The sequence below is a fragment of the Limnovirga soli genome, from assembly GCF_013106755.1.
Classification (GTDB): Bacteria; Bacteroidota; Bacteroidia; order Chitinophagales; family Chitinophagaceae; genus Limnovirga; species Limnovirga soli.
The window spans coordinates 109763-130825 of sequence record NZ_WHPF01000005.1 but is presented as its reverse complement, the minus strand read 5'-3'; the positions used below and the strand labels follow the sequence as shown (position 1 = coordinate 130825).

The 21063-nt window shown below is 39.8% G+C and carries 22 protein-coding genes and 1 tRNA gene; 8 read left to right on the top strand and 15 right to left on the bottom strand.

The annotated features are described in order from the left end of the window. Window positions 1-21 precede the first annotated feature (21 nt). A complete protein-coding gene (gene prfA, locus GD597_RS07845) occupies window positions 22-1086 on the bottom strand; it encodes a peptide chain release factor 1 (RefSeq protein ID WP_171607277.1) in 1065 nt (354 codons plus the stop codon). A gap of 281 nt (window positions 1087-1367) precedes the next feature. Here prfA and GD597_RS07840 point away from each other — a divergent pair, with 281 nt between their 5' ends. Both GD597_RS07840 and GD597_RS07835 read left to right on the top strand, forming a co-directional pair. Then, window positions 1368-2555 (top strand): amidohydrolase family protein, encoded by a 1188-nt coding sequence (locus GD597_RS07840; RefSeq protein WP_171607276.1) that lies wholly within the window; start codon window positions 1368-1370, stop codon window positions 2553-2555. 10 nt (window positions 2556-2565) lie between these two features. Beyond that, window positions 2566-2997 (top strand): YybH family protein, encoded by a 432-nt coding sequence (locus tag GD597_RS07835; protein ID WP_171607275.1) that lies wholly within the window; start codon window positions 2566-2568, stop codon window positions 2995-2997. Here GD597_RS07835 and GD597_RS07830 read toward each other — a convergent pair. The 4 genes from GD597_RS07830 to GD597_RS07815 all read right to left on the bottom strand — a co-directional run bounded on the left by GD597_RS07830 (window position 2994) and on the right by GD597_RS07815 (window position 5147). Beyond that, on the bottom strand, window positions 2994-3392 hold the full coding sequence (locus GD597_RS07830) for a hypothetical protein (protein WP_171607274.1): 399 nt from the start codon (window positions 3390-3392) through the stop codon (window positions 2994-2996). The genes GD597_RS07835 and GD597_RS07830 overlap by 4 nt on opposite strands. A gap of 88 nt (window positions 3393-3480) precedes the next feature. After that, the gene (locus tag GD597_RS07825; protein ID WP_171607273.1) at window positions 3481-3708 is read right to left on the bottom strand and encodes a hypothetical protein; all 228 of its coding nucleotides are present in this window, start codon (window positions 3706-3708) and stop codon (window positions 3481-3483) included. Window positions 3709-3904: 196 nt separating this feature from the next. Beyond that, window positions 3905-4462 (bottom strand): DUF2911 domain-containing protein, encoded by a 558-nt coding sequence (locus GD597_RS07820; RefSeq protein WP_171607272.1) that lies wholly within the window; start codon window positions 4460-4462, stop codon window positions 3905-3907. Window positions 4463-4550: 88 nt separating this feature from the next. Then, complete coding sequence (locus GD597_RS07815; protein ID WP_171607271.1) at window positions 4551-5147, bottom strand: acyl carrier protein phosphodiesterase; 597 nt, start codon at window positions 5145-5147, stop codon at window positions 4551-4553. A 335-nt stretch (window positions 5148-5482) separates the two neighbouring features. Between GD597_RS07815 and GD597_RS07810 the strand changes: the two genes are divergently transcribed. Then, entirely contained in the window at window positions 5483-5959 is a 477-nt protein-coding gene (locus tag GD597_RS07810) for a hypothetical protein (protein WP_171607270.1), read from the top strand. A 73-nt stretch (window positions 5960-6032) separates the two neighbouring features. Here GD597_RS07810 and GD597_RS07805 read toward each other — a convergent pair whose 3' ends face one another. From GD597_RS07805 to apaG, 4 genes are all read right to left on the bottom strand, one after another. Continuing rightward, window positions 6033-6818: a DUF4290 domain-containing protein gene (locus GD597_RS07805; RefSeq protein ID WP_235954219.1), complete on the bottom strand. Its 786-nt coding sequence runs from the start codon at window positions 6816-6818 to the stop codon at window positions 6033-6035. Window positions 6819-6966: 148 nt separating this feature from the next. Further along, window positions 6967-7500 carry a thioredoxin family protein gene (locus tag GD597_RS07800; protein ID WP_171607269.1) on the bottom strand — a complete coding sequence of 178 codons (534 nt, stop codon included), beginning with the start codon at window positions 7498-7500 and terminating at the stop codon, window positions 6967-6969. Then, the gene (locus GD597_RS21880) at window positions 7500-8084 is read right to left on the bottom strand and encodes a MerR family transcriptional regulator (RefSeq protein ID WP_216368539.1); all 585 of its coding nucleotides are present in this window, start codon (window positions 8082-8084) and stop codon (window positions 7500-7502) included. The genes GD597_RS07800 and GD597_RS21880 overlap by 1 nt, the downstream gene beginning before the upstream one ends. A 279-nt stretch (window positions 8085-8363) precedes the next feature. Next, window positions 8364-8750 carry a Co2+/Mg2+ efflux protein ApaG gene (apaG, locus tag GD597_RS07790; protein WP_171607268.1) on the bottom strand — a complete coding sequence of 129 codons (387 nt, stop codon included), beginning with the start codon at window positions 8748-8750 and terminating at the stop codon, window positions 8364-8366. 192 nt (window positions 8751-8942) lie between these two features. Here apaG and GD597_RS07785 point away from each other — a divergent pair, with 192 nt between their 5' ends. Next, window positions 8943-9665: a 2-phosphosulfolactate phosphatase gene (locus GD597_RS07785; RefSeq protein ID WP_171607267.1), complete on the top strand. Its 723-nt coding sequence runs from the start codon at window positions 8943-8945 to the stop codon at window positions 9663-9665. A gap of 42 nt (window positions 9666-9707) precedes the next feature. Here GD597_RS07785 and GD597_RS07780 read toward each other — a convergent pair. Continuing rightward, a tRNA-Arg gene (locus GD597_RS07780) sits at window positions 9708-9779 on the bottom strand. A gap of 259 nt (window positions 9780-10038) precedes the next feature. Between GD597_RS07780 and GD597_RS07775 the strand changes: the two genes are divergently transcribed. Then, window positions 10039-10692, top strand: a complete 654-nt coding sequence (locus tag GD597_RS07775; RefSeq protein WP_171607266.1) for a tetratricopeptide repeat protein — start codon at window positions 10039-10041, stop codon at window positions 10690-10692. Window positions 10693-10954: 262 nt separating this feature from the next. Next, window positions 10955-11296 carry a Dabb family protein gene (locus tag GD597_RS07770; RefSeq protein ID WP_171607265.1) on the top strand — a complete coding sequence of 114 codons (342 nt, stop codon included), beginning with the start codon at window positions 10955-10957 and terminating at the stop codon, window positions 11294-11296. 153 nt (window positions 11297-11449) lie between these two features. On the opposite strand, the gene GD597_RS07765 is transcribed toward GD597_RS07770, so the two are convergent. The 4 genes from GD597_RS07765 to GD597_RS07750 all read right to left on the bottom strand — a co-directional run bounded on the left by GD597_RS07765 (window position 11450) and on the right by GD597_RS07750 (window position 16504). After that, window positions 11450-12925 (bottom strand): glycoside hydrolase family 30 protein, encoded by a 1476-nt coding sequence (locus GD597_RS07765; RefSeq protein WP_171607264.1) that lies wholly within the window; start codon window positions 12923-12925, stop codon window positions 11450-11452. A gap of 210 nt (window positions 12926-13135) precedes the next feature. Then, the gene (locus tag GD597_RS07760) at window positions 13136-14107 is read right to left on the bottom strand and encodes an MBL fold metallo-hydrolase (protein WP_216368538.1); all 972 of its coding nucleotides are present in this window, start codon (window positions 14105-14107) and stop codon (window positions 13136-13138) included. Between the two features lie 142 nt (window positions 14108-14249). After that, a complete protein-coding gene (locus GD597_RS07755; RefSeq protein WP_216368537.1) occupies window positions 14250-15323 on the bottom strand; it encodes an SO2930 family diheme c-type cytochrome in 1074 nt (357 codons plus the stop codon). Further along, window positions 15320-16504, bottom strand: a complete 1185-nt coding sequence (locus tag GD597_RS07750) for a parallel beta-helix domain-containing protein (RefSeq protein WP_171607263.1) — start codon at window positions 16502-16504, stop codon at window positions 15320-15322. Before GD597_RS07750 ends, GD597_RS07755 begins: the two co-directional genes overlap by 4 nt. A 173-nt stretch (window positions 16505-16677) precedes the next feature. Here GD597_RS07750 and GD597_RS07745 point away from each other — a divergent pair, with 173 nt between their 5' ends. Both GD597_RS07745 and GD597_RS07740 read left to right on the top strand, forming a co-directional pair. Continuing rightward, a complete protein-coding gene (locus GD597_RS07745) occupies window positions 16678-17535 on the top strand; it encodes an MOSC domain-containing protein (RefSeq protein ID WP_235954218.1) in 858 nt (285 codons plus the stop codon). Window positions 17536-17759: 224 nt separating this feature from the next. Beyond that, window positions 17760-18314, top strand: coding sequence for a fasciclin domain-containing protein (locus GD597_RS07740; RefSeq protein ID WP_171607262.1), 555 nt, complete (start codon window positions 17760-17762; stop codon window positions 18312-18314). A gap of 154 nt (window positions 18315-18468) precedes the next feature. Here GD597_RS07740 and GD597_RS07735 read toward each other — a convergent pair whose 3' ends face one another. Then, window positions 18469-21006, bottom strand: a complete 2538-nt coding sequence (locus GD597_RS07735; protein WP_171607261.1) for a phosphocholine-specific phospholipase C — start codon at window positions 21004-21006, stop codon at window positions 18469-18471. Between the last annotated feature and the right edge of the window lie 57 nt (window positions 21007-21063).

Below are 21063 nucleotides of genomic sequence, written 5' to 3'. Positions count from 1 at the left end.
CTAAATGTCAATACCAAAAGCTTAATTTTTATTGGCCATTTTTTCTTTGTTCTCTTCCATTTGCAGTGCATCAATAAACTCATCTATTTCGCCGCTTACAACCGATGGCAGGTTGTAGGAAGTTAAACCAATTCGATGATCTGTAACCCTGCCCTGTGGCCAGTTGTAAGTGCGTATTTTGGCGCTGCGGTCGCCGGTACTAACCAGTGTTTTACGCTGGCGTGCAATTTCATCTTCGTGTTTACGCACCTGTTCTTCGTATAATTTGGTACGCAGCATGGTCATTGCTTTTTCGCGGTTACCCAGCTGGCTGCGCTCTGTTTGGCAAACCACCACCACGCCGGTTGGTATATGGGTTAAAAATACTTTTGTTTCTACTTTATTTACGTTCTGTCCGCCTGCACCTCCACTACGTGCAGTTTCCATTTTAACATCGGCGGGGTTTAGTTCAAAATCTATTTCTTCGGCTTCTGGCATAACGGCAACCGTAGCTGCCGAAGTATGTACGCGGCCCTGTGTTTCGGTATTGGGTACACGTTGTACGCGGTGTACACCACTTTCAAATTTAAGGGTGCCATACACATCTTCGCCCTGTACTTCTACCACCACCTCTTTATATCCACCAACCGTGCCTTCACTTTCGCTAACAATAGCGGTTTTCCAACCTTTTTTATTGCAATAGCGCAGGTACATATTTAGTAAATCGCCGGCAAAAAGACTGGCTTCATCGCCGCCGGTTCCGGCCCTGATTTCCAATACGGCATTTTTATCATCCTGCGGGTCTTTTGGAATCAGCAGTTTGGTAAGTTCTTTTTCCAGCGCTTCTTTTTTCTCTTCCAGTTCGGGCAATTCCATTTTAGCCAGTTCACGCATTTCTTCATCGTTACCATTAAGGGCTTCTTTGGCAAATGCATGGTCTTCCAATACCTTACGGTAATCCTCGTAGGGCAGTACAATTTTTTCCAGCTGTTTATATTCTTTACTGTACTGCTGGTATTCTTTCTGGTTGTTAATAATTTCAGGGTTGGTTAAGGCTAAACCAACCTGCTGAAACCTGGCCTTAATACCATCTAACTGATCGATCATTTTTTTTATTTTTATTGAGCCCGGCAAGGCAAGCTTTATGCAGCTTTACTTGCGTCGCACTCTTGTACGCTATAACAATATGCAGCAAAATACGGTTGTGTATTGTTTTTCTTCATTTTTACCACCAATTGGGGTAGAATGATTAGCCAAATAGTACTTTTTAAGCGCAATTCAACCATTCCAGATAGTTTTTGATGGTGAACTGTTCTGTTTCACAACCGCTTTGGGCGGCAAATTTAAGTGATTTCGGTCTCATGCAACATCTCTATTAACTTTACAGCATGGCATATAGAAAATTTACAGCAGATTATATTTTTACCGGCACCAATATGCTATACCGCAATCAGGTGCTAATTACAAGTGAACAAGGTGTAATTGAAGCCATTGTACCCCTTGCCGAAGCCGGCGAAGACGTGGAGAAACTGGAGGGCATTCTGTCGCCCGGCTTTATTAATTGCCATTGCCATTTAGAGTTAAGCCATATGAAAGGGGTAATACCCAACCGTACTGGTTTGGTTAGCTTTTTAATTGCGGTAACACAACAACGCCAGGCCAGCGAAGAGGAAATTTTAAAAGCCATCAGATTGGCCGAGCAGGAATTGTACCAATCCGGCACCATGGCTGTAGGCGATATCTGCAATACTACCCATGCCGCCCCAATAAAGCACAAAAGTGCCATGGCTTATTACAATTTTATTGAATCGCTGGGTTTTGCAGCCGGCAAATCTAAAGGACGTTTTTTGCTGGCACAACAGGTTTTTAACCAGTATAATAGTTTATTGCCACAATATACAGCTGCCATAGTACCACATGCACCCTATAGTGTTAGAGAAGAAATGTTTGCATTAATTAATGCACAGGCCGCAGGCAAAACCATTGCCATTCATAACCAGGAGTCGCCGGATGAAAATATGCTATACCAAAACGGCAATGGCGATTTTAACCGTTTATATCAGTCGTTACATACAGATAGCAGCGGCTTTACACCCAGTGGCAAAACTTCTTTACAAACCTATTTACCCTGGTTAGAGCAGGCAGCAGCCATTATGCTGGTGCACAATACTTTTATTCAACAGGAAGATATTGACCATACCAAGCTACCGCAATATCAGCATCAGGATATTTATTTTTGTTTATGCCCCAATGCCAACCTGTATATAGAAGGTACTATGCCGCCATTTAATTTGTTGCGTAAGAATAATTGCACTATTGTGCTGGGAACAGACAGCTATAGCAGCAACTGGAGCCTGAATATGCTGGATGAAATAAAACGGGTACAACACGAATCTGCCTTCAGTATTCCAACTGCAGAAATATTGCAATGGGCTACCATTAATGGAGCAAAAGCATTGCAATTAGACGATCAATTAGGTAGTTTTGAAAAAGGTAAAACACCTGGCGTGGTGTTAATTGATAATTTGGTAAATCAAAGCATTACTACCAAATCGGCTGCTAAAAGAATTATTTAATTTAACTGATATGTATAAGAAAAGCTTGTTATTAATTGGAGTTTTTTTGGTAGCTGTAGTAACTACCTATGCACAATCTGCCGATGAAAAAGCTATCAGGTATTTAATGCATCAGCAAATAGCTACCTGGAACAGTGGTAATATAGATGCCTTTATGGAAACCTATTGGAAAAGTGACAGCCTTTTATTTGTAGGATCTAAAGGCCCAACTTATGGCTGGGAAAATACATTGAATAACTATAAAAAAAATTACCCTGATACGGCAGCAATGGGTAAACTAAGATTTGACATTCTTAGTATAAAACCTCTTTCACCCGAATATATTTTTGTGCTGGGTAAATGGCATTTAACAAGAACTATTGGCAATGTAGGCGGCACATTTACGCTTTTGTTTAAAAAAATAGAGGGTAAATGGTTAATTGTGGCAGACCATAGCAGTTAAATACTTGCCGGCTTTCTTAGTTGGGCTGTTACCAATAGGCGGGCAAAAACCACATAGCCCAGCAGTATACCCACAAAGGAGAATAGTATATCCAAATAATCAAAAGTTCTTCGAAAAACGGGAATGAGTTGCAGGTACTCGTTTATAATAAGCAGTATTAAACCCAACAAACAAATGGTTTGCAGGTCTTTAATGGTGCGGGGTATAAATAATTTTTTTAAAAACCAGCAAGCGCCAAAAGGCATTAAGAATGATCCAATTAAATTTGGCAATACATCAACTACGGGTTGAAAAAATGGAGAAATAGCCACATAGGGCCTTACAATATATTTTACCATCACAATAATTATTGCTCCGGTAATAACCAGCCATTTAGAATAATCATGTAGTCGCATAAAACCAGCATTTTCTGTTGCAGATAAAAATATGGAAATTATGCGTGCCGTTTATACCTCTTAGTGGGTATTTTAAAGATGCCCGATTTTATTCTTCTGACGGAGTATTTTTCCATAATCTTTTGTAAAACCAGATCATTAGCGGAATACTTGCCAGCAACCAGATATAGAAAAGAATATTGCCAAGGGAAATGGATTCGTGTATAAAGGCGTTATCAAACATAATACCTGCGGTGGAATTGATCATCATCCATAATATGCCGGTAAAAATAGAGGTGGCCAAACGGCGTAAAAAAAGTGCTATTTCTGGTTCCATTTGGTTTTTATTTAAAATTAGGCATTGCGTTTTGTAATGAACCGGGTTGGGACTGGTTTTTTTGCTGATGATTGTACCGTAAGCTGCAGCCGCCACAGGGGAGGAACCCTGAACCGAGCGTGGCAAGTAAAGCTGCTTGTTGTTTATTAGCTGGTAACATAAAAAAACCTCTATAACAGAGGTTTTTGATAATTGTTTACTGAAAGCTGATGGGCATGACGACCTTTACACTATCCCACAATATATTTAGGTTGGTACCCCCTTTTTTGTCTTCGAAATACATGGTAAAAAACTCGTTTTGTGTACCTGCATTTTGAACGTTTTCTTCAACACGCAATACATCTTTTTTCTGGTTGTAGGCAAGGCCCCAAATATCTTTATCGTTATTTAGAATGAGGGTCCATTTTTCCGGATTACAAATGGCATATAACGAATAACGGCCTTTTGGAACAGATTTATTATTGATTTTTACGTTGCGGAAAAACTCTATTTCGGTAGACTCATTGGCACCCAGCCTCCATACCTGATTATAAGATATGATTCCGCCAAAAAGGGTTCTGCCACTTTTTTGTGGCCTGCTATAAATAACCCGGCTGGCTGGCTGTTCTGTTGTTTTACCATTCATTTTTAATATGGGATAGTTTTGAGGGGAATAGCTCATATCCAGCGGACTTTTATCCAAATCGGTTGGCTTTTGTTGTGCAAAACTGCCATAACAAATAAGGCAAAAAATGAAAGGAAGCATTTTTCTCATACAGGTTTTTTAACGTGGTTATTATTGTACTTATTGCGAATAGAAATGCATTTACAAAAATCTTACCATAAAAAAGTATAAAATTAAATTATTCGTTAATTAGTAGGGTATATTGTTTTTGGGTAAAATCTAATAGCTGTGGAAAGAATTGATTATACAACTGTGCCAAAGCATAATGTTCATCAATAAAGCATTGGTATACGGTCTCTGTTTTTTCCAGGTATTTGGCCCGCCTGAAGATATTGCCAAAACTGTTTTCAATTCCTTTTAGTGTTCTGTAATTATACAGCCAGTTTTGGCTGCTCATATAAGGTAATAATTGGGCAAATTTTTCGGGCAACAGCAATTGGTTGGCCTGTAACTGTGTGTAGGTTTGTTGCGCAAAAGCGTTTAGGTCTTTTTCCTGGGGGAACTGTTTTTCATCCCTGGCAAGAAAATGATCGTATACAATATCTACAAATACGGCGGCATAGGGCCCGGCAAAAGGTTTGAAAATGTTGGCTGCTTGTTTGGTTAGTATATGGCTATCGGTAAAACTATCAATCTGGCGGTGTAAATAAATACCTTTTTGTATTGTAAGGGGATAATCGAATTTGGTTTTCCCTTTTACAAAATCGCTAATCATATTGCCTGTTAGTATATCCTGGTTACCAAACGACAGGTATGCATGTGCCAAATAATTCATGGCACAATTTAGAACACATATAATAAAAGCAATGCAGAAATGAATAATAGCAGCTGCCTATAACTTAATAAGCTATACAAGCTTACCACTTTTCATTGTTACAAATAAATTAACCCTGCTTTTACATGTTTTAATATTTTCTTATGAAATAGAGTGTAATGCAATGTGGATGAGGGTTTTGGCAAATTGCCCCATTAAAAAATTCTACTTTTTCTGCCGCTCATGTCTTTAATGTACGAAATTTTTCATATTTGTCATATTTCATCCGGTCGGAAACGAACTGAGTATACTTTTGACTTGTCAACACAAATAAAACACAACACAACAATTAATTTATGAAAAAGAACATTTTTTCACCGTCAAAAGCCGGAAGGGCATTTTTAAGCAAAAAAGTATTACCCATTTTTTTAGCAGTTGGCTTACTTGCAACTAGCGCATTTGCATCGGACGAAAATAAAAGTCATGCAGCCACCTCATTAAAAAAGAATTTTAGTACAGCAGAAAATATTAAATGGAAGGTTACCGATAATTATACAAAAGCATCTTTTAGCTGGAACGGTCAGCAAATGGAGGTTTTTTATAATGAAAAAGGCGAAACAATTGCTATTTCACGCATTATTGGTAAAGAAACTTTGCCTATAAAAGCACAGCAAACAATACAAAAGAAATATGCTGAGTATACTATAGCAGAAGCCATTGAATACAATAGCGAAGAAAATGGGGTTACTTATTATGTAACCGTTACAAAAGACAATAAAAAGGAAGTTTTGAATATCAGCTTTGATGGGGATGTTTCGGTCTACAGGCCTTAATTTTGGCGAGTGAATTATAAAAAATGGGCGGTAAACCGCCCATTTTTTATAAAAATATGTCTGTTAAGAAAGATTAGAATCTTTTCTTGAAATTTGGATTTCTACCGGAAGCATTGCCGCCATTTCTGTTATCGCGGTTATTATTATTGTTGCTACGTCCGTTATTATTATTGCGGCCATTATTGTCTCTTCCGCCACGTGCATCTCTATCCCTGTTATCCCGTGGGCTTCTATTTGAGAAATTTTGACGCCTTGCACCAGAGCCACCATTATTGGTTCTAAAATCATCCCTTTCAAAACCTGGGTTACGGTGTTTAATATAAGGTGTATTGCTAAACTCTAATGCGCCACCGGTTATACGGTTCAACTCACCACGAATGGCGTCATCATGCACCAATTCTTTATGCCAGTTGCTGTATGCCAGTTTCATGTAATAGGCTATGGCATTGGCAAAACCATTTCTTTTTTCAGGATCTTCTTCCCGCATACCTTTTTCAATTACCAGTTCCAGATTTTTACCCAGGTGATTAAACTTAGGGTTTCTTCTTGGGTAAGCAAGCGGGGCTGGTTTTGATTTATAAGTTGCTTTTTCCGGAATTGGATATGGGCTTTCAACTTTTAATTTAAAGTCGCTTATATAAAATAAATGATCCCATAATTTATGTCTGAAATCTTCTACATTCCTGAGGTGGGGGTTTAAAAAACCCATTAGTTCAATCGCCACATGTGCCTGCTGCTGCCGCCTAACCGGATCTTCAATGGTTAAAACATGATCAACCATTTTTTGAATATGTCTTCCATATTCACGCATTACAAGATGATTTCTGGTGGTATTATACTCCATATTCATATCTATCATATAAGCAAATGTAACAAAGGTTTTGTACAAAAAATTTTTGAGTGGAGGCTTACATCTCAATAATATGCTAAAAAGGGGGTTTTTGGTATTTCATGGCCTTTTGGTAAACCTTTTCAGCAAGTTGTAGATCTAGGTTTTGCAAATTGTATTAAGGTATAGCCGCTACAATTTCCCCAATTTCCTTGTCAATTACGCCATATTTCCCATATTCTACAATGCGGCCTATTTCTTTTCCATTGTGTAAAATAATAAAAGTGGGCACATTGGTAACGGAATAGGTTATATGCAAATTTTGTAAGGTGGTTTTCTCCCGGTCTGTACCAACAAGCATACAATCTTTTTCGGGTATACCAGCTTTATCCATTAATCTGCAAAAAACAGGTAACAGGTTATGTGAGTCTTCGCACCAGGTACCAAAAAAAACCACGGCGGTAAATTTACCTGCCTGTTTGGTGCAGCTTTCAATTGCTGCCGCATTGGCACTGCCTAATGCATAGTTTTGTTTAAACCAGCTAAAACTGGTGTCTTTTTCAATATCTGCACGGGTAACTATACCTTTTAATACTTTGGCGCCATTTTCTTTATCCGTACTCACCTCGTATAATTTTTGCTGTGCCTGGGTGGTTAAAGGGTATAAAATGAAAGCAACCCCTGCAAACAATAAAAAAACTGTGTATTTCATTAGCCTAAATTAGCTTTCCATTCCAAAAGAAATGCCCGAAACTTTGTTAATGTTTGTATTAGCTGCATATGGGTATCAGCTTTTTGTTTGTTTTCTTTCAGGTATTGTTTAGCACCTTCAATAGAAAATTTTCGGTTACGCAACAAAAAGTAAATCAATTGCAGGTTTTTTACATCTTCTGGTCTAAACAAGCGGTCGCCCTTTCTGGTTTTGCGTGGTTTTAAAATATCAAATTCGTTTTCCCAAAAACGCAGTAGGGATGGGTTAACATGAAACCATTTTGCTACCTCGCTAATGGCGTAATACTGTTTGGCAAACAGCATATCATCATCAGGAATATCCACCATTACCAAACCTGCATCCATTTCTTTAAAAGACATTCTACCCCTTTTTCCAGGCTTCTTTGGGGCTTTTTCCTTTTTTATCCTGGTGCCAACCACCGCTTCTTCAAAAATGATATTTAAGGGTTTTGTAATAAATGCAGGCAAAGCAGTCGCCTCCTTCAAAGGTATTGGCTCCGGTTTTGGAGGAATTATTTTTGGTGGCGGTGGTTCAAATGCCGCGAAAAGGTCTAATTGCTGCATGCTGTAAAAATAGATGGATATCTGCACTTAAAAAGCCGGCTATAGCGCATGTGAAAAAATTGTGCAGAGAGTTACCAGGGCTAAAGGAAATTTCTACTATGTATCAAAACGAAAAATTGGGGCTCCCGGCAGGGGGATATTTATGCAGCAATTGTCCGGGCTTTCCGTTACTAGTCCTCACTCGCTGCGCTCGTTGCGGGCTATCCACTGCAATCCCGCAGCCTTTCAGTTGCAGTAATTTATATCAGCTAACACCACAACCATAAAGCGGCAATTATTTTAGTTATTCTTAAAAGGTACTACCATTTCAAAGGCCGGAATTTTAACCTTAAAGGTAGTTTTGCTATTTTCATTCTCCATAATATAATAGCCATACATCCGCCCAATTTCCGATTTTAAATTGCAACCACTTACATATTGAAACTGTTTCTGCGGTAAAATTACAGGCTGTACACCCACCACTCCTTCACCTTCTACCTCCCTGTGTTCGCTATTACTGTCAAAAATAAACCAGTGGCGTTGTAATAGCTTCACTGTAAAACTGTTATGATTTTCAATGGTAATTCGGTAGGCAAACATAAATTCATTGTTTATAGGATTGCTGTAGTCGGCCTGGTAATAGGTCTCTACATTTATCTCAATGCCCTCTGAAATAATAGATGCCATGTTAAGGAGTTTATGGTTATAAAATTAAGCTTATTGTTTTTTGCCGGCCTATTAAATAAAACTAAAGTATTTATTATATAACGGTTATAATGCCGTTTAGTTATATCTGTGTCAAATAAAATCTGGTATTAATTATGGCACCCTTTAACCCAAATTACAGCAGTTTAACAACTTCTGTATATTTGCGCCCGTATGAATACAAAACCTTTATTACATACCATACTATCTCCCGGTTTATTAAACCTGTATGATGTAAATAACAGTATAGTAGTTATTATCGATGTTTTCAGGGCTACCTCTACCATTACCACCGCCTTATTTAATGGTGCCGCCAAAATTATTCCGGTAGCTAATGTAGACGATTGTAAAGCAATAGGCGCTCAATTAAATGCCATTACCGCCGGCGAAAGAGATGGCAAAATAATTGAAGGTCTGCAACACGGCAATTCCCCGGCAGAATATCCCCGCTCCTTTATAGATGGCAAAACCATGGTGCTAACCACCACCAATGGTACCAAACTCTTACATATGGCTTTAGAAAATGGTGCAGCGGAAGTAGTCACCGGCTCCTTCCCCAATCTTAGCGCTGTTTGCGATTTTCTGGCTAACACTAATAAACATGTTATTTTGGGTTGCTCGGCCTGGAAAAACCGCTTTAATCTCGAAGACACACTGTTTGCCGGCGCTGTTATCAACCGCATTAAAGATAATTTTACCATCCATTGCGATAGTAGTATGATGGCAGAAGACATGTATAACCTGCATAAAGATCATATGTACAACTTCATCCGCAAAACCACCCATTGGCACAGGCTTTCTAAATTTGGACTTGAAAAAGACCTGGAATATTGTGTAACACCCGATGTAGCCAATGTATTACCAATATATAAAGACGGTGCTTTAACGGTAAGTTAACCCCATAAAAAAGCACAACCATCCGTTGTGCTTTTTTATGTGTAGTCCCGACAGGAATCGAACCTGTATCTAAAGTTTAGGAAACTTCTATTCTATCCATTGAACTACGGGACCATTTTATTGGGAGCGCAAAAATAATGGTTTTCAAATACCAATACCTGCTAAACCCTGCCAAATATCAGCAGTTTTTATATTTTATGCCTAAAACAGGGGGCTACATGCCTTAAGTTCAATAACATTTGGCCAAAAACCTGACTTTGGTTTATTGCGTTGAGCCATCCAACCTTCATCCTTTCAAACCAAAACAGCTAAAAACCTTAATTCTGTTGGCTTAAATTTTCATTCTCCTATCTTTGCGCTCCAAAATAAGTGTATGAAGTTTTATAATCTTTTAATTAAGTATCGTTTCGTGTTGAGTTTGGTGGCCATTGCCATAGCGGTAATACTTAATGTAACTGGCACCAGTTTCTGGCCCGCATTTCCATTATATTTTATAGGTGTTATAGGCCTGTTTAGTCATTTTTTTATTGGTCCAATGCGTTTAATTCAGGAGCCAATGGAAGAAGGTAATGTAGAAGAAGTGGAAAGAATACTTAATACCATTTGGTTTCCTCAATTGCTGTATAAACCTATACGTTCTACCTATTATACCGTAAAAGGAAATATGGCCATGATGAACCAGGATTTTGATACTGCCGAAAAGCATTTGAAAAGAAGTTCAGAACTGGGTTCACCCATGCCCGAAGCCGAAGGCGCCAATAAACTGCAATTAGGTATGATGAGTTTGCAAAAAGGCGATTTTAAAGCTGGCGAAAGCTATATACGTGCCGCCATCCGCTTAGGTATACCCGATAAAGAAAGTGAGGCAGTAGCTTATTTAAGCATGTGCCAGATATTTATGAACAAAAGAGAATTCAGGGCGGCTAAAGATTATTTCCGTAAAGCCAAAGCCTGCAAACCTAAAACCAAACAGGTTATAGATCAGGTTAAAGAAATTGAGAAATACATTTCAAGAATACCAGGTTAATCAACCATGTAAATTTTATAAAGTGTCCGGGTACCAGCAATGGATACCTGGATTTTTTTTATGAGCCCAGCCACAGTGCTAATGGCGGCTTTACTTGCGTCGCACACTTTTACTGTGGTAATACTGCGCAACAAAACCGGTATTTTCCGGGCGGTATCATTTTATCTAAAACAGGTTAATAGCGTATCAAATCCAATCTCAATGCATTTGTTTTGTATTTTCATGGGCCAAAACATATTTTAATAAAATCAAATTAATCAATATGACTGCAAATGCTTCTTTACCGGTTAATCAACAGCAATTGGTACATCATGTATTTTTTTGGCTTAATAATCCCGACTCAGCAGAAGACCGCGATAAACTGGTAGAAGGTTTAAAAACACTGGCAGGTATAGAAACCATCCGCTTTTTACATATTGGCTTGCTGGCCAGTACCGAAAAAAGAGAAGTGGTAGACACTAGCTGGCAGGTTTCAGAAATTATGTTTTTCGACGATGCAGAAGGACAGGCCGTATATCAAACACATCCTTTACACCAGGCATTTGTAGCAAATTATAGCCATTTATGGCGTAAAGTAGTGGTGTACGATGCGCAAGGCTTTTAATATTATTGTTGCATAAAACAAAAAAGCAGTGTACTAAAACATAATTAGTATACTGCTTTTTTATTTGCCGGGCCCGGGTATAACCCCTGAAGTGTGCGACGCAAGTAAAGCCAAATGCATTGGCAATAGCCAGGCTCAAAATAATAAACTACATTATTGAATTACAACAGTTTGTATAGAATGTGGTAAGCTTGTTACAGCTACTGCTTTACCTTCTATCCAAACATTATATGGTATTTTATCGTTGCTTTGGTTCATTATCACCACCGCCAAAGAGCCATCGGTATTTTTAAATGCGGTAGTGAGCAATTGGCCGCGGCTAGTACTACTAATAATACGCTTTGCCCCCGGCCGTATAAATTTTGAAAAATGTCCAATATAGTAGAACGAGTTAAGGTAAATTAATTCTCCTGTACGCGTATCGGCATGTACGGGTGCAAAACAAAAATTGCCCACATGGTTGGGCCCACCTTTTTCGTCCAGCAAAATATTCCAGTCTGTCCAGGCCACAGTTCCATTATTAAAGTCGTTAATCATAGACCGGCCATAGGTTTCGCCCCATTTCCAGGAGCTTATCTGGTTAAAATTAAAGCTCTCCGCACAGCCTTCAGTAAATATCAGGTGGGTATTTGGGTAGGCTTCCTGTACCCGTTTAACATTATCAAAAAGTTTACCGCCGCCGGTCCAGTCTTCGTACCAGTGAAAGCCAATACCCCATACATATTTGGCAGCAGCGGGGTCGTTTAAAATGGTGCTGGCACGTTGGTACATCAGGTCGCGGTTATGATCCCATGCAATTAGTTTTTTATTAGCCATGCCTGCTTTTTGTAAAGTGGGGCCCAGGTAGTTTTTTATAAAATCTCTTTCCTCCTCAGCACTAAAAATGCAAGACTCCCATTTTTGTTTGGCCATGGGCTCGTTTTGTACGCTAAGCCCCCAAACAGGAATACCGGTTTGTTGATAGGCTTTAATAAACTTAATATAATAATTGGCCCAGCTTTGATAAAATGCCGGCTGCAGTTTACCGCCCTGTAACATTGAATTATTGGTTTTCATAAAGGCGGGTGGGCTCCACGGACTAACAAATAAAGGTAATGTACCACCGGCGGCAGCTATAGCAGTTTTAATAAAAGGTATACGGTATTGCTCGTCGTGCTGTATGCTAAATGTTTTTAGTGCAGTATCGTTTTCGGCTATATAGGTATAGCTTCCGCTCGAAAAATCGCAGCTGTGAATATTGGTGCGGGCCAAACTAAAGCCAATGCCTTTAACTGGGTCAAAATAGCTTTGCATAAACTCCTTTTGTTTGGCTGCGGGTAGTTTGGCATAGGTTTCTGCCGATGCATCGGTAAGTGCCGCACCAATGCCTACAAAGGTTTGAAAGGTTTTGCCGGCATCTACAAAAATGCAGGGCTGGGTTTCAAATGGCTGCCCAAAAGCGGCAAAATGCAAAGTATCTGTGGGTGTAATTCTAAGGCCGGTGCTATCGGCTGTAGTATATACAATTACTTTTTTGCCGGCAGTAGCAAAACTATCTCTACCGGCTGCTTTTTGTTTTAAAGCATTGGTTTGTGCAAAAGAAATACCCGCCCATAGCAGGCAGCAAATGGCAATGCGCAATCTTTTCATACAGAAATTTTTTGTGTGGGTAAAGCTAAACCTTCCTGTAAAATACGGACATGATATTAAGCAGGTATATGCTGTTTTTTTGATACCGGCTAATTAATGCTATTTGGCTTTACTTGCGTCGCAGTACGTTCATCGTTCGGGGCAATGCGCAGCTATTGGTTGCGGTATAAAATGCATAATAAATGTTGCGCCGCGCAATAATGCAGGTTTTTAAAACTCCAAAGGCACGGCCTGTTGCGGAAATACCAGTTGCAATGCTAATGTATTTGATTGCAGTAATTGTTCCTGTATACGTTGTTCGGCATTGCCCACGGGTTTCATATGGGTAATTACAATGGGGAAATTGTTTAATGCCGCCTTACCTGTAATAGTAGAAAGTGATTGCATTTCCTGCATAAGTAATGCTGGGGTAAGATGCCCGAATAATTTATTGGTGGGTTGCTCATTTGCAAATGATACTTCTATAAAAATGGCTTTTAACTGGTGGCTGATAATTAAAGGAGCCACTTTTTGCCAGAGCAAAGAAAGGTTGGGAGCTTTTTCAATGCTATCTGCACCGGTATCGCCCAGATAAAGTATGGCATTGTGCTGGTATTGCAACAAAAAAGCGGTGCTTTGGTATGGATTGCCATGGCTAAGCGGAAAAGCAGTAACATTCATATTGGTACCGGATACAGCAATGGTACTATCGGCCGCCATGGGCACATAGTGGTATTTTTTCAGGGCGGGTTTATCGCCATCATCGGTAAAGTTGGCCCAGTTTTTCCAGGTAAAATAATGGCTTTTTAAAATATCAAGACAATAGGGCATGCCATAGATATTCTTGCTGCTGTCATCCGGCGAGTTAATAATAAGCCCAGCTACATGATCTAAATGGGCATGCGATATACAAAAGCCCTTTATTTGTTGTTTTAAAACATCGGCCGCATTGCCGGTGAATACACCATTGGATATGCCTTTTGCAATACCTGCGTATACCGTACCTCCATCCATACAAACATAATTGTTGGTGCCGTTTACACCAATCATATAGCAGGATAAATTGCTTTCATCTGCACCCCCAAGCACCCCTAGTGGTATTACTTTAAATGGATTGCCGGTATTATTTTGTGCCTGTGCGCCTGTTGCTAAAAACAGTACAAACAACACCATCCTAAATAAGTTCTTTATAATTTGTTGCATAACCTAACTATATAAGTTGGGCGAAGTTAATATTTATGGGGTTGTTCAACAGTTAAGGCTGCCAGCCGCATAGTATTGTTACCGTACAAGTGAGTGACACAACAGGTGTTGCAATATATGCTGCTGCTGGTACCCTATTATTTTAATTGCCATTGGCAGGCATATTTTTAATCCATTCGGTTATAAGTGCTATGGCTTCTTTGTGTACTTGCTCACGGCCTAATTCGGGCATGGCCTGGCCGGGGTCGGTGGTTTGCATACGGTACAATAAAATGGAAGCTTCGGGTTTGCCGGGTACAATATCAAAAAGCCTGCCGGCAGAACCTTTGCCGGTGGCAACCGGGGCTTTATTGATACCACTGCTGGTGGAATTATTTTCGCTATAGGTAAGCAACAGGCCCGATGTTTCTGCTGGTCCGCCGGTACGGTGGCAATGGGCACAGTTGGCATCCAGATAAGCCCTTGCCCGCTGGTTAAGGGTACCCGAAGCGGCATCGTTCCAAACCGGCATTTTGGGTATTTTTTCCAAGGTTGGCACACCTTGCAGCCAACCTAGTGTTTGCCAGTTAAGCAATTGATTTTGCTGGGTGCCGGTATTATCTGCAGTTCTGTTTAATTGCGCTGCGGTAGGGCCAATGGGTATCATTTGCTGGTTATAACTGTGGCAGCCCTTGCACTCGTTTTTATTAGGCACATAATAGGGTGCTTTTATTTTTTTACCGTTCTCGTTGATATAACTTATTTCGGTGGTTTCGCCGGCTACATCGTAATAGGCTTCTGTTTGTTCGTTATTCCAGTAATAGGGCCATGCTTCCCAGCCGTTGGCAGTATGTGCCAGTAAGCGGGTTTCTATAATGCGCCGGCCTTTTTCGGGATGGCGTACATCATTGGAATAGTAGAAATTTTTTATGAGTATGCTGCCTTCCGGAAACTGAAGCACACCGGAATCGGTATAATTTACTGTTACACCATTGGGGATATATACAAACCGCAGTTTCTCAGCATAACTTGAAAAGAGCGTGGAATTTAATGTGTAAGGAAACACCTGACTGGCTGGAGAAAGATCTTTGATATTACCAGTAAAAAAACCGTAATCAGAAAGCTTTTCTTTTGGCTTTATTGCGGCGGGTGTATCGGCCACTGCAAATGAAAACAAACCAATTATAACAGTTAGCCCAATAATAACAGGCAGTTGCTTAGTGTACTTCATTTTCATTGCCATTCCAGTTTTACAGGATCGTAGGATTTGCCTTTGCATTCATATGCAGCTGTTTCTCTGCTTTTGTTTTTAAAATTATTGCCTGCATCAATATTGGCAAAGGTTTGTTGCTTGTTATTGTACAGGCAAATAACAGATTGTTTGTTATGTTCATCAATGATACCATCGTACATAATCAGGGGAACATCTTTACCAAATTTTAGTTTAAAGCGGTACAATTTACCTATCCGCCCCTGCATGGTTGCCCGCTGATGCTTGCGGGTAAGCGTATTGTCGTGTATGTATATGTCGTGCGAATAAGGATTGTATAAACTATCGGTAATAGGATTCTCTGTCATAAAATAACTTACAATAACAACCCCGCCTGTTCGGTTATTGGTAATTGCATTATTAAATACTTCTACCTGTTGGGCTGCCAGCAATAACATACCGGTACCTAATGGCACTTTTGCTACAATATTGCCTTTGGGTGCAAAATTGGGATGGTTATTATCGTGAATATTATTATTAAATACCCTTGCCTGCGTACCTGTTTTTACAGGAAGATCGGGTAAATCGAAAACGAGAATGCCACCGGTATTTTCCCATGCTTCATTATCGTACACATCTGCATAAGAAGAGTTTTCTATTTCTATTCCTGCTACATTATGGTAAGCTTTACTGTTGCGCACAATAATGTATTTCGACTGGCCTACATAAATGCCAGCATCAGAAGCGCCAATTGCGGTACAACCGTCTATTAACACATTTTGGCATTGTACCGGATAAAGTGCATACCCCCCGTTTTTGCTGGAGGGCTTGCCGGTCCACTCGGTAGTAATATTTTTAAAACTAATACCATTTACCTGTTGCGCTTTAATACAGTCGCCTTTAGCATCCTGTACGGTAAAATTGGAAAGGGTAATATGTTTGCTATTGCTTATTTTAATGCCTTCGGCACCGGTTACCTGGTTTTTAAACGAGAGTATGGTTTTGCCCATTCCGGCACCATTAATAACTATGTTTTCTTTGCCTTCGAGCGATAAACTGCCGGGCATCGTAAACACACCTTCGGGCAGGGTAATGGTATCGCCATTGGCTGCTTCTATCATTTTTGTTTGCAATTGTTTATACATGCTTTGCTGCGCATGACTGGAACATGCTATACAACAGGAAAGAAAAATAAGAAAATACCTCATGGCTGGTTAGATGTTTGAAGATAAATGTACAAATTAGTTTTCTTTTTGGCCCAGCACTATATGGATGACATTTGATGCCATGAAAGAGGAACCCTGAACCGAGCGTGGCAAGAGTAGCTCCATAGACGTACTATTGCTTGTTCAATAACAATGATTTGGCATAGTAACCCGTTATGTTTACGGCACAAGGTGCCAATTTAAATTATATTTATGCTTTAATTTTTACTATGCTTTGTGTTAGTGCTTTGTATATATACCCGGTAAAATCATTAGGTGGCATTGCTTTGCAGGAAGCCCGTTTGGAAGCACGTGGACTGGCCCTTGACAGGCGTTGGATGCTGGTTGATGCAGCTAATAATTTTATGTCGCAACGCGAAATACCGGCATTGGCATTACTTACAGTAAGGTTGGAAAAAGAAGGCTTATTAATTACCCATATAACATCTGGCCTGCAATTGCTGGCCCCCTATATACCAACCACCGAAAATTTTATGCAAGTTACTGTATGGGAAGATACCTGCCTTGCACAACAGGTAAGTCCATATGCCGATGAATGGTTTAGTGATTTGCTACACTGCCCTTGCAAGCTCGTGTATATGCCTGATCATTCAACCAGATGGGTAGAAGAAAAATATGCAATTGCTGCAGATATTACCAGCTTTTCTGATGGCTATCCTAATTTGTTAATAGGCCAGGCATCGTTAGATGATTTGAACAACAAACTAGCCAAACCCATTACCATGCAACGCTTTAGACCCAATATTGTGTTTACAGGCGGAATGCCTTTTGAAGAAGATAATTTGGCACATTTTACCATTAACGATATTTCCTTTTATGGGGTAAAGCGCTGTGCCCGTTGTGTGGTTACCACCATTAACCCTGATACTGCTGAAAAAGAAAAAGAACCCTTACGCACATTGGCTTCTTACCGGTTATGGGATAATAAAATTTATTTTGGCCAAAACCTATTACACAAAGGCCTGGGCAGTATACATGTTGGCGATGAGCTGAAAGTGCTGCAAAGAAAATAAAGAACAGATTGTTTTGATATTAATACCGGCAATGCCGGTTTTTTTATGCTGATACTTTTCCAGTGCTAACAAAACTTTAAGAAAAATAGACCAATTCTAAAAATCCATACAAGCGCTGCCGCCGTATTTGTTTTTGTTGATTATATGTATCAATCAGTAAATTTTTTAAAAAAACAAACAATTATCAAACCGGCCTGCTATTGGCAGGCAAAAATTTTACATCTATGAAATTAGTAAAAGTATTCGCCCTTGTTTTAGTAGCATTTGTAATGGTAAATACCGCACAGGCGCAGGAAAAAACAGTTACAGTTGGTGGTGCAGCCATGTATCCTTCTAAAAACATTATTGAAAATGCTGTTAACTCTAAAGAGCATACTACACTGGTAGCTGCGGTTAAAGCTGCCGGACTGGTAGAAACATTACAGGGAGCAGGCCCCTTTACCGTATTTGCACCAACCAATGCGGCATTTGATAAATTACCAAAAGGTACAGTGGAAAGTTTATTACAACCCGAGAACAAAGCCACATTAACCAAAATTCTCAAATATCATGTTGTTGCAGGCAAATACGATGCAAAAGCAATTGCAGGGTTGATTAAAAAAGGTGACGGCAAAGCCGTATTAAACACGGTTAGTGGTGGCACTTTAACCGCAACAATGAAAGGAGATGATTTAATGTTAACCGATGAAAATGGTGGTATGGCCATGGTAACCATTAAAAATGTATACCAAAGCAATGGTGTGATACATGTAATAGATACCGTAGTATTACCTAAATAAAAACACCTGAAAAACACCATTAAAAAAGCACCCATTATTGGGTGCTTTTTCTTTATTATTAGCCCGGCTGAAACTTATTTATTGTGCTTTACTTGCGTCGCACACTTGTACGTTCATAACAGGTGGCGGCAAAATACAATGATTAATTAAAGCCTTAAACTACTTGCCCCATTAAAGGGTCGGTAAAACTAGGCTTACCATTTTCTATATGGCCGGCATACCTTTTCTCAAAACCATTATTTCCCTCAATGGTTATTGAAAAATCGTACCAGCCATGGCTTGCATTTACATCTAGTGCAGACAGATGCTGGCTTTTAGCCTGCAAAACAATATTGCGGTCGGCATTTTTATAGGCATTGTCTTTAACAAGTAATTTTAAAACGGTGTTGCCGTTATTGCTAATTGCAAATGCCACGTGAAGCGAATCACCAGGTTTATTTCCATTTGCGGTTTGATACAGGCATTTTATATCTATGTCCGCATCATTGGCATCGCCCCTGAACAAACGATAAAATCCGTTTGGGCCATAAACGCTTAAACAATATTGCTGATGTTCAAAATTGGGTATCAGCCATTGATCGCTTACATTGGTGCCGGGTGCAAGTGCATAAGAACGGTTATGTAATGGTTCATACCCTTTTTTATCGGCTTGTAAATAATTCCCCATGGCATATATGGTAAAGGGTGCACCAGCTGCATTGCTAATAAGGGTATTTCCCGCTTTTAAATCGATGCTAAACTGGTTTTTGGCTGCATTAATATTACCATCTGCATACAATTCATATGGCAATGCACAGGCTGGCCTGATGCCCTTTTCCTGTTGCGGCATATAGGGCGAATCACCAGGGTTTTTATTAATAAGTGCAATTTCCTGTTGTGTTAGGTTTTTAAAATTATCCGGTACATTTTTAAATTTTGATTGGTGTACCATCGTAATAAAAGCATCTTTTTCCAAAGCAACAGGCAAATCAATTTGCTCGCCTTTATAGGGCCTGAAAGTACTGGTAAGGTCTCCGCAAACTGTTCTGCGCCATTTGCTGATATTTGTTTCTGCTACTTTTTGTTTGCTTTTAATATTGATAAATTGTTCTAAAAATTGCAGTGAACTGGTATGGTCAAATACCTCAGAACAAACCCAGCCACCCCGGCTCCAGGGCGATGCAATAATTAAAGGCACCCGATAGCCTAAGCCAATGGGCCCTTCCCTTGCTTCCTCTTTTGTATGTTCTTTTAGTTCCTGTTCCATCGTTACAAATTCATCGGCAGTGTCAATGCCTGCAGAAGCTATGCCGCTATTGGTTTGTAAGGGGTGTGGCGGCACAAAGGGCGGTACATGGTCAAAACAACCATCATTCTCATCGTAGGTAATTATAAAAATGGTCTTTTTCCATACTTCAGGGTTTTGGGTAAGTATATCCATCACTTCCGAAACATACCAGGCGCCATACCATGGCGAAGTAGGATGATCAGAAAAATTTTCCGGAGCTACCAGCCAGGATACCACCGGTAATTCCCCATTTTTAACATCGGTTCTAAACTGATGCAATACATCCCCTTTTGGAACGGCAATTTTTTCTTCCTTGCCTTCATGTGCATAGCTAATAGTATCGAGTTTATGAAAATCCGGATCATTACTATTGGTGGTAAAAGCCTTATCGTGAATATTTTTCTCAATTGCAGATAGCTGATTATATTTTTCGGTAGTATATATTTTTTGCTCTTTTTTTAATTGCTCAGCTATTGCTTTTAGCCCGGCGAGCTCTTTTTGCAGTTGTGTTTTATCTGTTCCCGATGCCCCTTTTAGTTTTTCTTTCAGCGCTTTAATTTTGGGCTGGTAAATACTGGCCGCTTTTTGCAAAAACGCAATATATCCTTTGGATAGTTTTACATGGTATTGAGAAAACCATTCAATAGGGTTATCAGTAAAATTACCCAGCCAGGCATCTTCTTCCCCTTCAAATCCTACCCCAACACTCAATTCATTCTGGTATATTTTCCACGAAATCTGTGCTTCTTCCAAACGTTCCGGAAATGTTTTCCAACCGGCTTCTGCAGTACCATAGTCTGTATCAGCATTTCTTACCCTAGCCTTTGCTGTAGCATCCTCCCTTAATTTGCCGGTCCAAAAGTATAAACGGTTAGGGGTAGTACCTGTAAGTGAGGAGCAAAAGTGCTGGTCGCAAACTGTAAACGCATCGGCCATGGCATAGTAAAAGGGAATGTCTTCACGGGTATAATAACCCATTGTCATGGGTATTTTTTCATAGGGCTTCCCTGGTTTTTTGGCATCCAGCCACTGATTGAATTTGCCACCATTACGGGCATCTACCTGATTGGCCCAGGAATGTGGTAGTGAGCTCATCCAGGTAGCTTTGGTATCTTTTATATTTAACCTGAAAGGAGCAAAGGTTTCACCTGCTTTATTGGTTTGTAACCACACACTGTTTTTGTTTGGCTGTTGCAACACACGGGGGTCATTAAAACCACGCACACCTCTTAAACTGCCAAAACAATGATCAAAAGAACGGTTTTCCTGCATCAGCAATACCACATGTTCAGCATCCTGCCAGGTACTGCCAGGGGCCGGGTTAATGGCCAAGGCCTTTTGTACCGATGGGGGCAACATATTTATTAATCCGGCACCACCCGAAAGCATCGCTGCCTTTTTTAAAAAGTCTCTCCTGTTTTCCATTGCTATAATGATATAATTAATTCAAAAAGGTAAGGTAACTTTTTCTCTTTTGTTCCT

What these genes read in the sequence shown, in the direction of transcription:
- prfA (WP_171607277.1), bottom strand. Translation starts at nt 1,086, where the DNA reads ATGATCGATCAGTTAGATGGTATTAAGGCCAGGTTTCAGCAGGTTGGT.
- GD597_RS07840 (WP_171607276.1), top strand. Translation starts at nt 1,368, where the DNA reads ATGGCATATAGAAAATTTACAGCAGATTATATTTTTACCGGCACCAAT.
- GD597_RS07835 (WP_171607275.1), top strand. Translation starts at nt 2,566, where the DNA reads ATGTATAAGAAAAGCTTGTTATTAATTGGAGTTTTTTTGGTAGCTGTA.
- GD597_RS07830 (WP_171607274.1), bottom strand. Translation starts at nt 3,392, where the DNA reads ATGCGACTACATGATTATTCTAAATGGCTGGTTATTACCGGAGCAATA.
- GD597_RS07825 (WP_171607273.1), bottom strand. Translation starts at nt 3,708, where the DNA reads ATGGAACCAGAAATAGCACTTTTTTTACGCCGTTTGGCCACCTCTATT.
- GD597_RS07820 (WP_171607272.1), bottom strand. Translation starts at nt 4,462, where the DNA reads ATGAGAAAAATGCTTCCTTTCATTTTTTGCCTTATTTGTTATGGCAGT.
- GD597_RS07815 (WP_171607271.1), bottom strand. Translation starts at nt 5,147, where the DNA reads ATGAATTATTTGGCACATGCATACCTGTCGTTTGGTAACCAGGATATA.
- GD597_RS07810 (WP_171607270.1), top strand. Translation starts at nt 5,483, where the DNA reads ATGAAAAAGAACATTTTTTCACCGTCAAAAGCCGGAAGGGCATTTTTA.
- GD597_RS07805 (WP_235954219.1), bottom strand. Translation starts at nt 6,818, where the DNA reads ATGATAGATATGAATATGGAGTATAATACCACCAGAAATCATCTTGTA.
- GD597_RS07800 (WP_171607269.1), bottom strand. Translation starts at nt 7,500, where the DNA reads ATGAAATACACAGTTTTTTTATTGTTTGCAGGGGTTGCTTTCATTTTA.
- GD597_RS21880 (WP_216368539.1), bottom strand. Translation starts at nt 8,084, where the DNA reads ATGCAGCAATTAGACCTTTTCGCGGCATTTGAACCACCGCCACCAAAA.
- apaG (WP_171607268.1), bottom strand. Translation starts at nt 8,750, where the DNA reads ATGGCATCTATTATTTCAGAGGGCATTGAGATAAATGTAGAGACCTAT.
- GD597_RS07785 (WP_171607267.1), top strand. Translation starts at nt 8,943, where the DNA reads ATGAATACAAAACCTTTATTACATACCATACTATCTCCCGGTTTATTA.
- GD597_RS07775 (WP_171607266.1), top strand. Translation starts at nt 10,039, where the DNA reads ATGAAGTTTTATAATCTTTTAATTAAGTATCGTTTCGTGTTGAGTTTG.
- GD597_RS07770 (WP_171607265.1), top strand. Translation starts at nt 10,955, where the DNA reads ATGACTGCAAATGCTTCTTTACCGGTTAATCAACAGCAATTGGTACAT.
- GD597_RS07765 (WP_171607264.1), bottom strand. Translation starts at nt 12,925, where the DNA reads ATGAAAAGATTGCGCATTGCCATTTGCTGCCTGCTATGGGCGGGTATT.
- GD597_RS07760 (WP_216368538.1), bottom strand. Translation starts at nt 14,107, where the DNA reads ATGCAACAAATTATAAAGAACTTATTTAGGATGGTGTTGTTTGTACTG.
- GD597_RS07755 (WP_216368537.1), bottom strand. Translation starts at nt 15,323, where the DNA reads ATGAAAATGAAGTACACTAAGCAACTGCCTGTTATTATTGGGCTAACT.
- GD597_RS07750 (WP_171607263.1), bottom strand. Translation starts at nt 16,504, where the DNA reads ATGAGGTATTTTCTTATTTTTCTTTCCTGTTGTATAGCATGTTCCAGT.
- GD597_RS07745 (WP_235954218.1), top strand. Translation starts at nt 16,678, where the DNA reads ATGTTTACGGCACAAGGTGCCAATTTAAATTATATTTATGCTTTAATT.
- GD597_RS07740 (WP_171607262.1), top strand. Translation starts at nt 17,760, where the DNA reads ATGAAATTAGTAAAAGTATTCGCCCTTGTTTTAGTAGCATTTGTAATG.
- GD597_RS07735 (WP_171607261.1), bottom strand. Translation starts at nt 21,006, where the DNA reads ATGGAAAACAGGAGAGACTTTTTAAAAAAGGCAGCGATGCTTTCGGGT.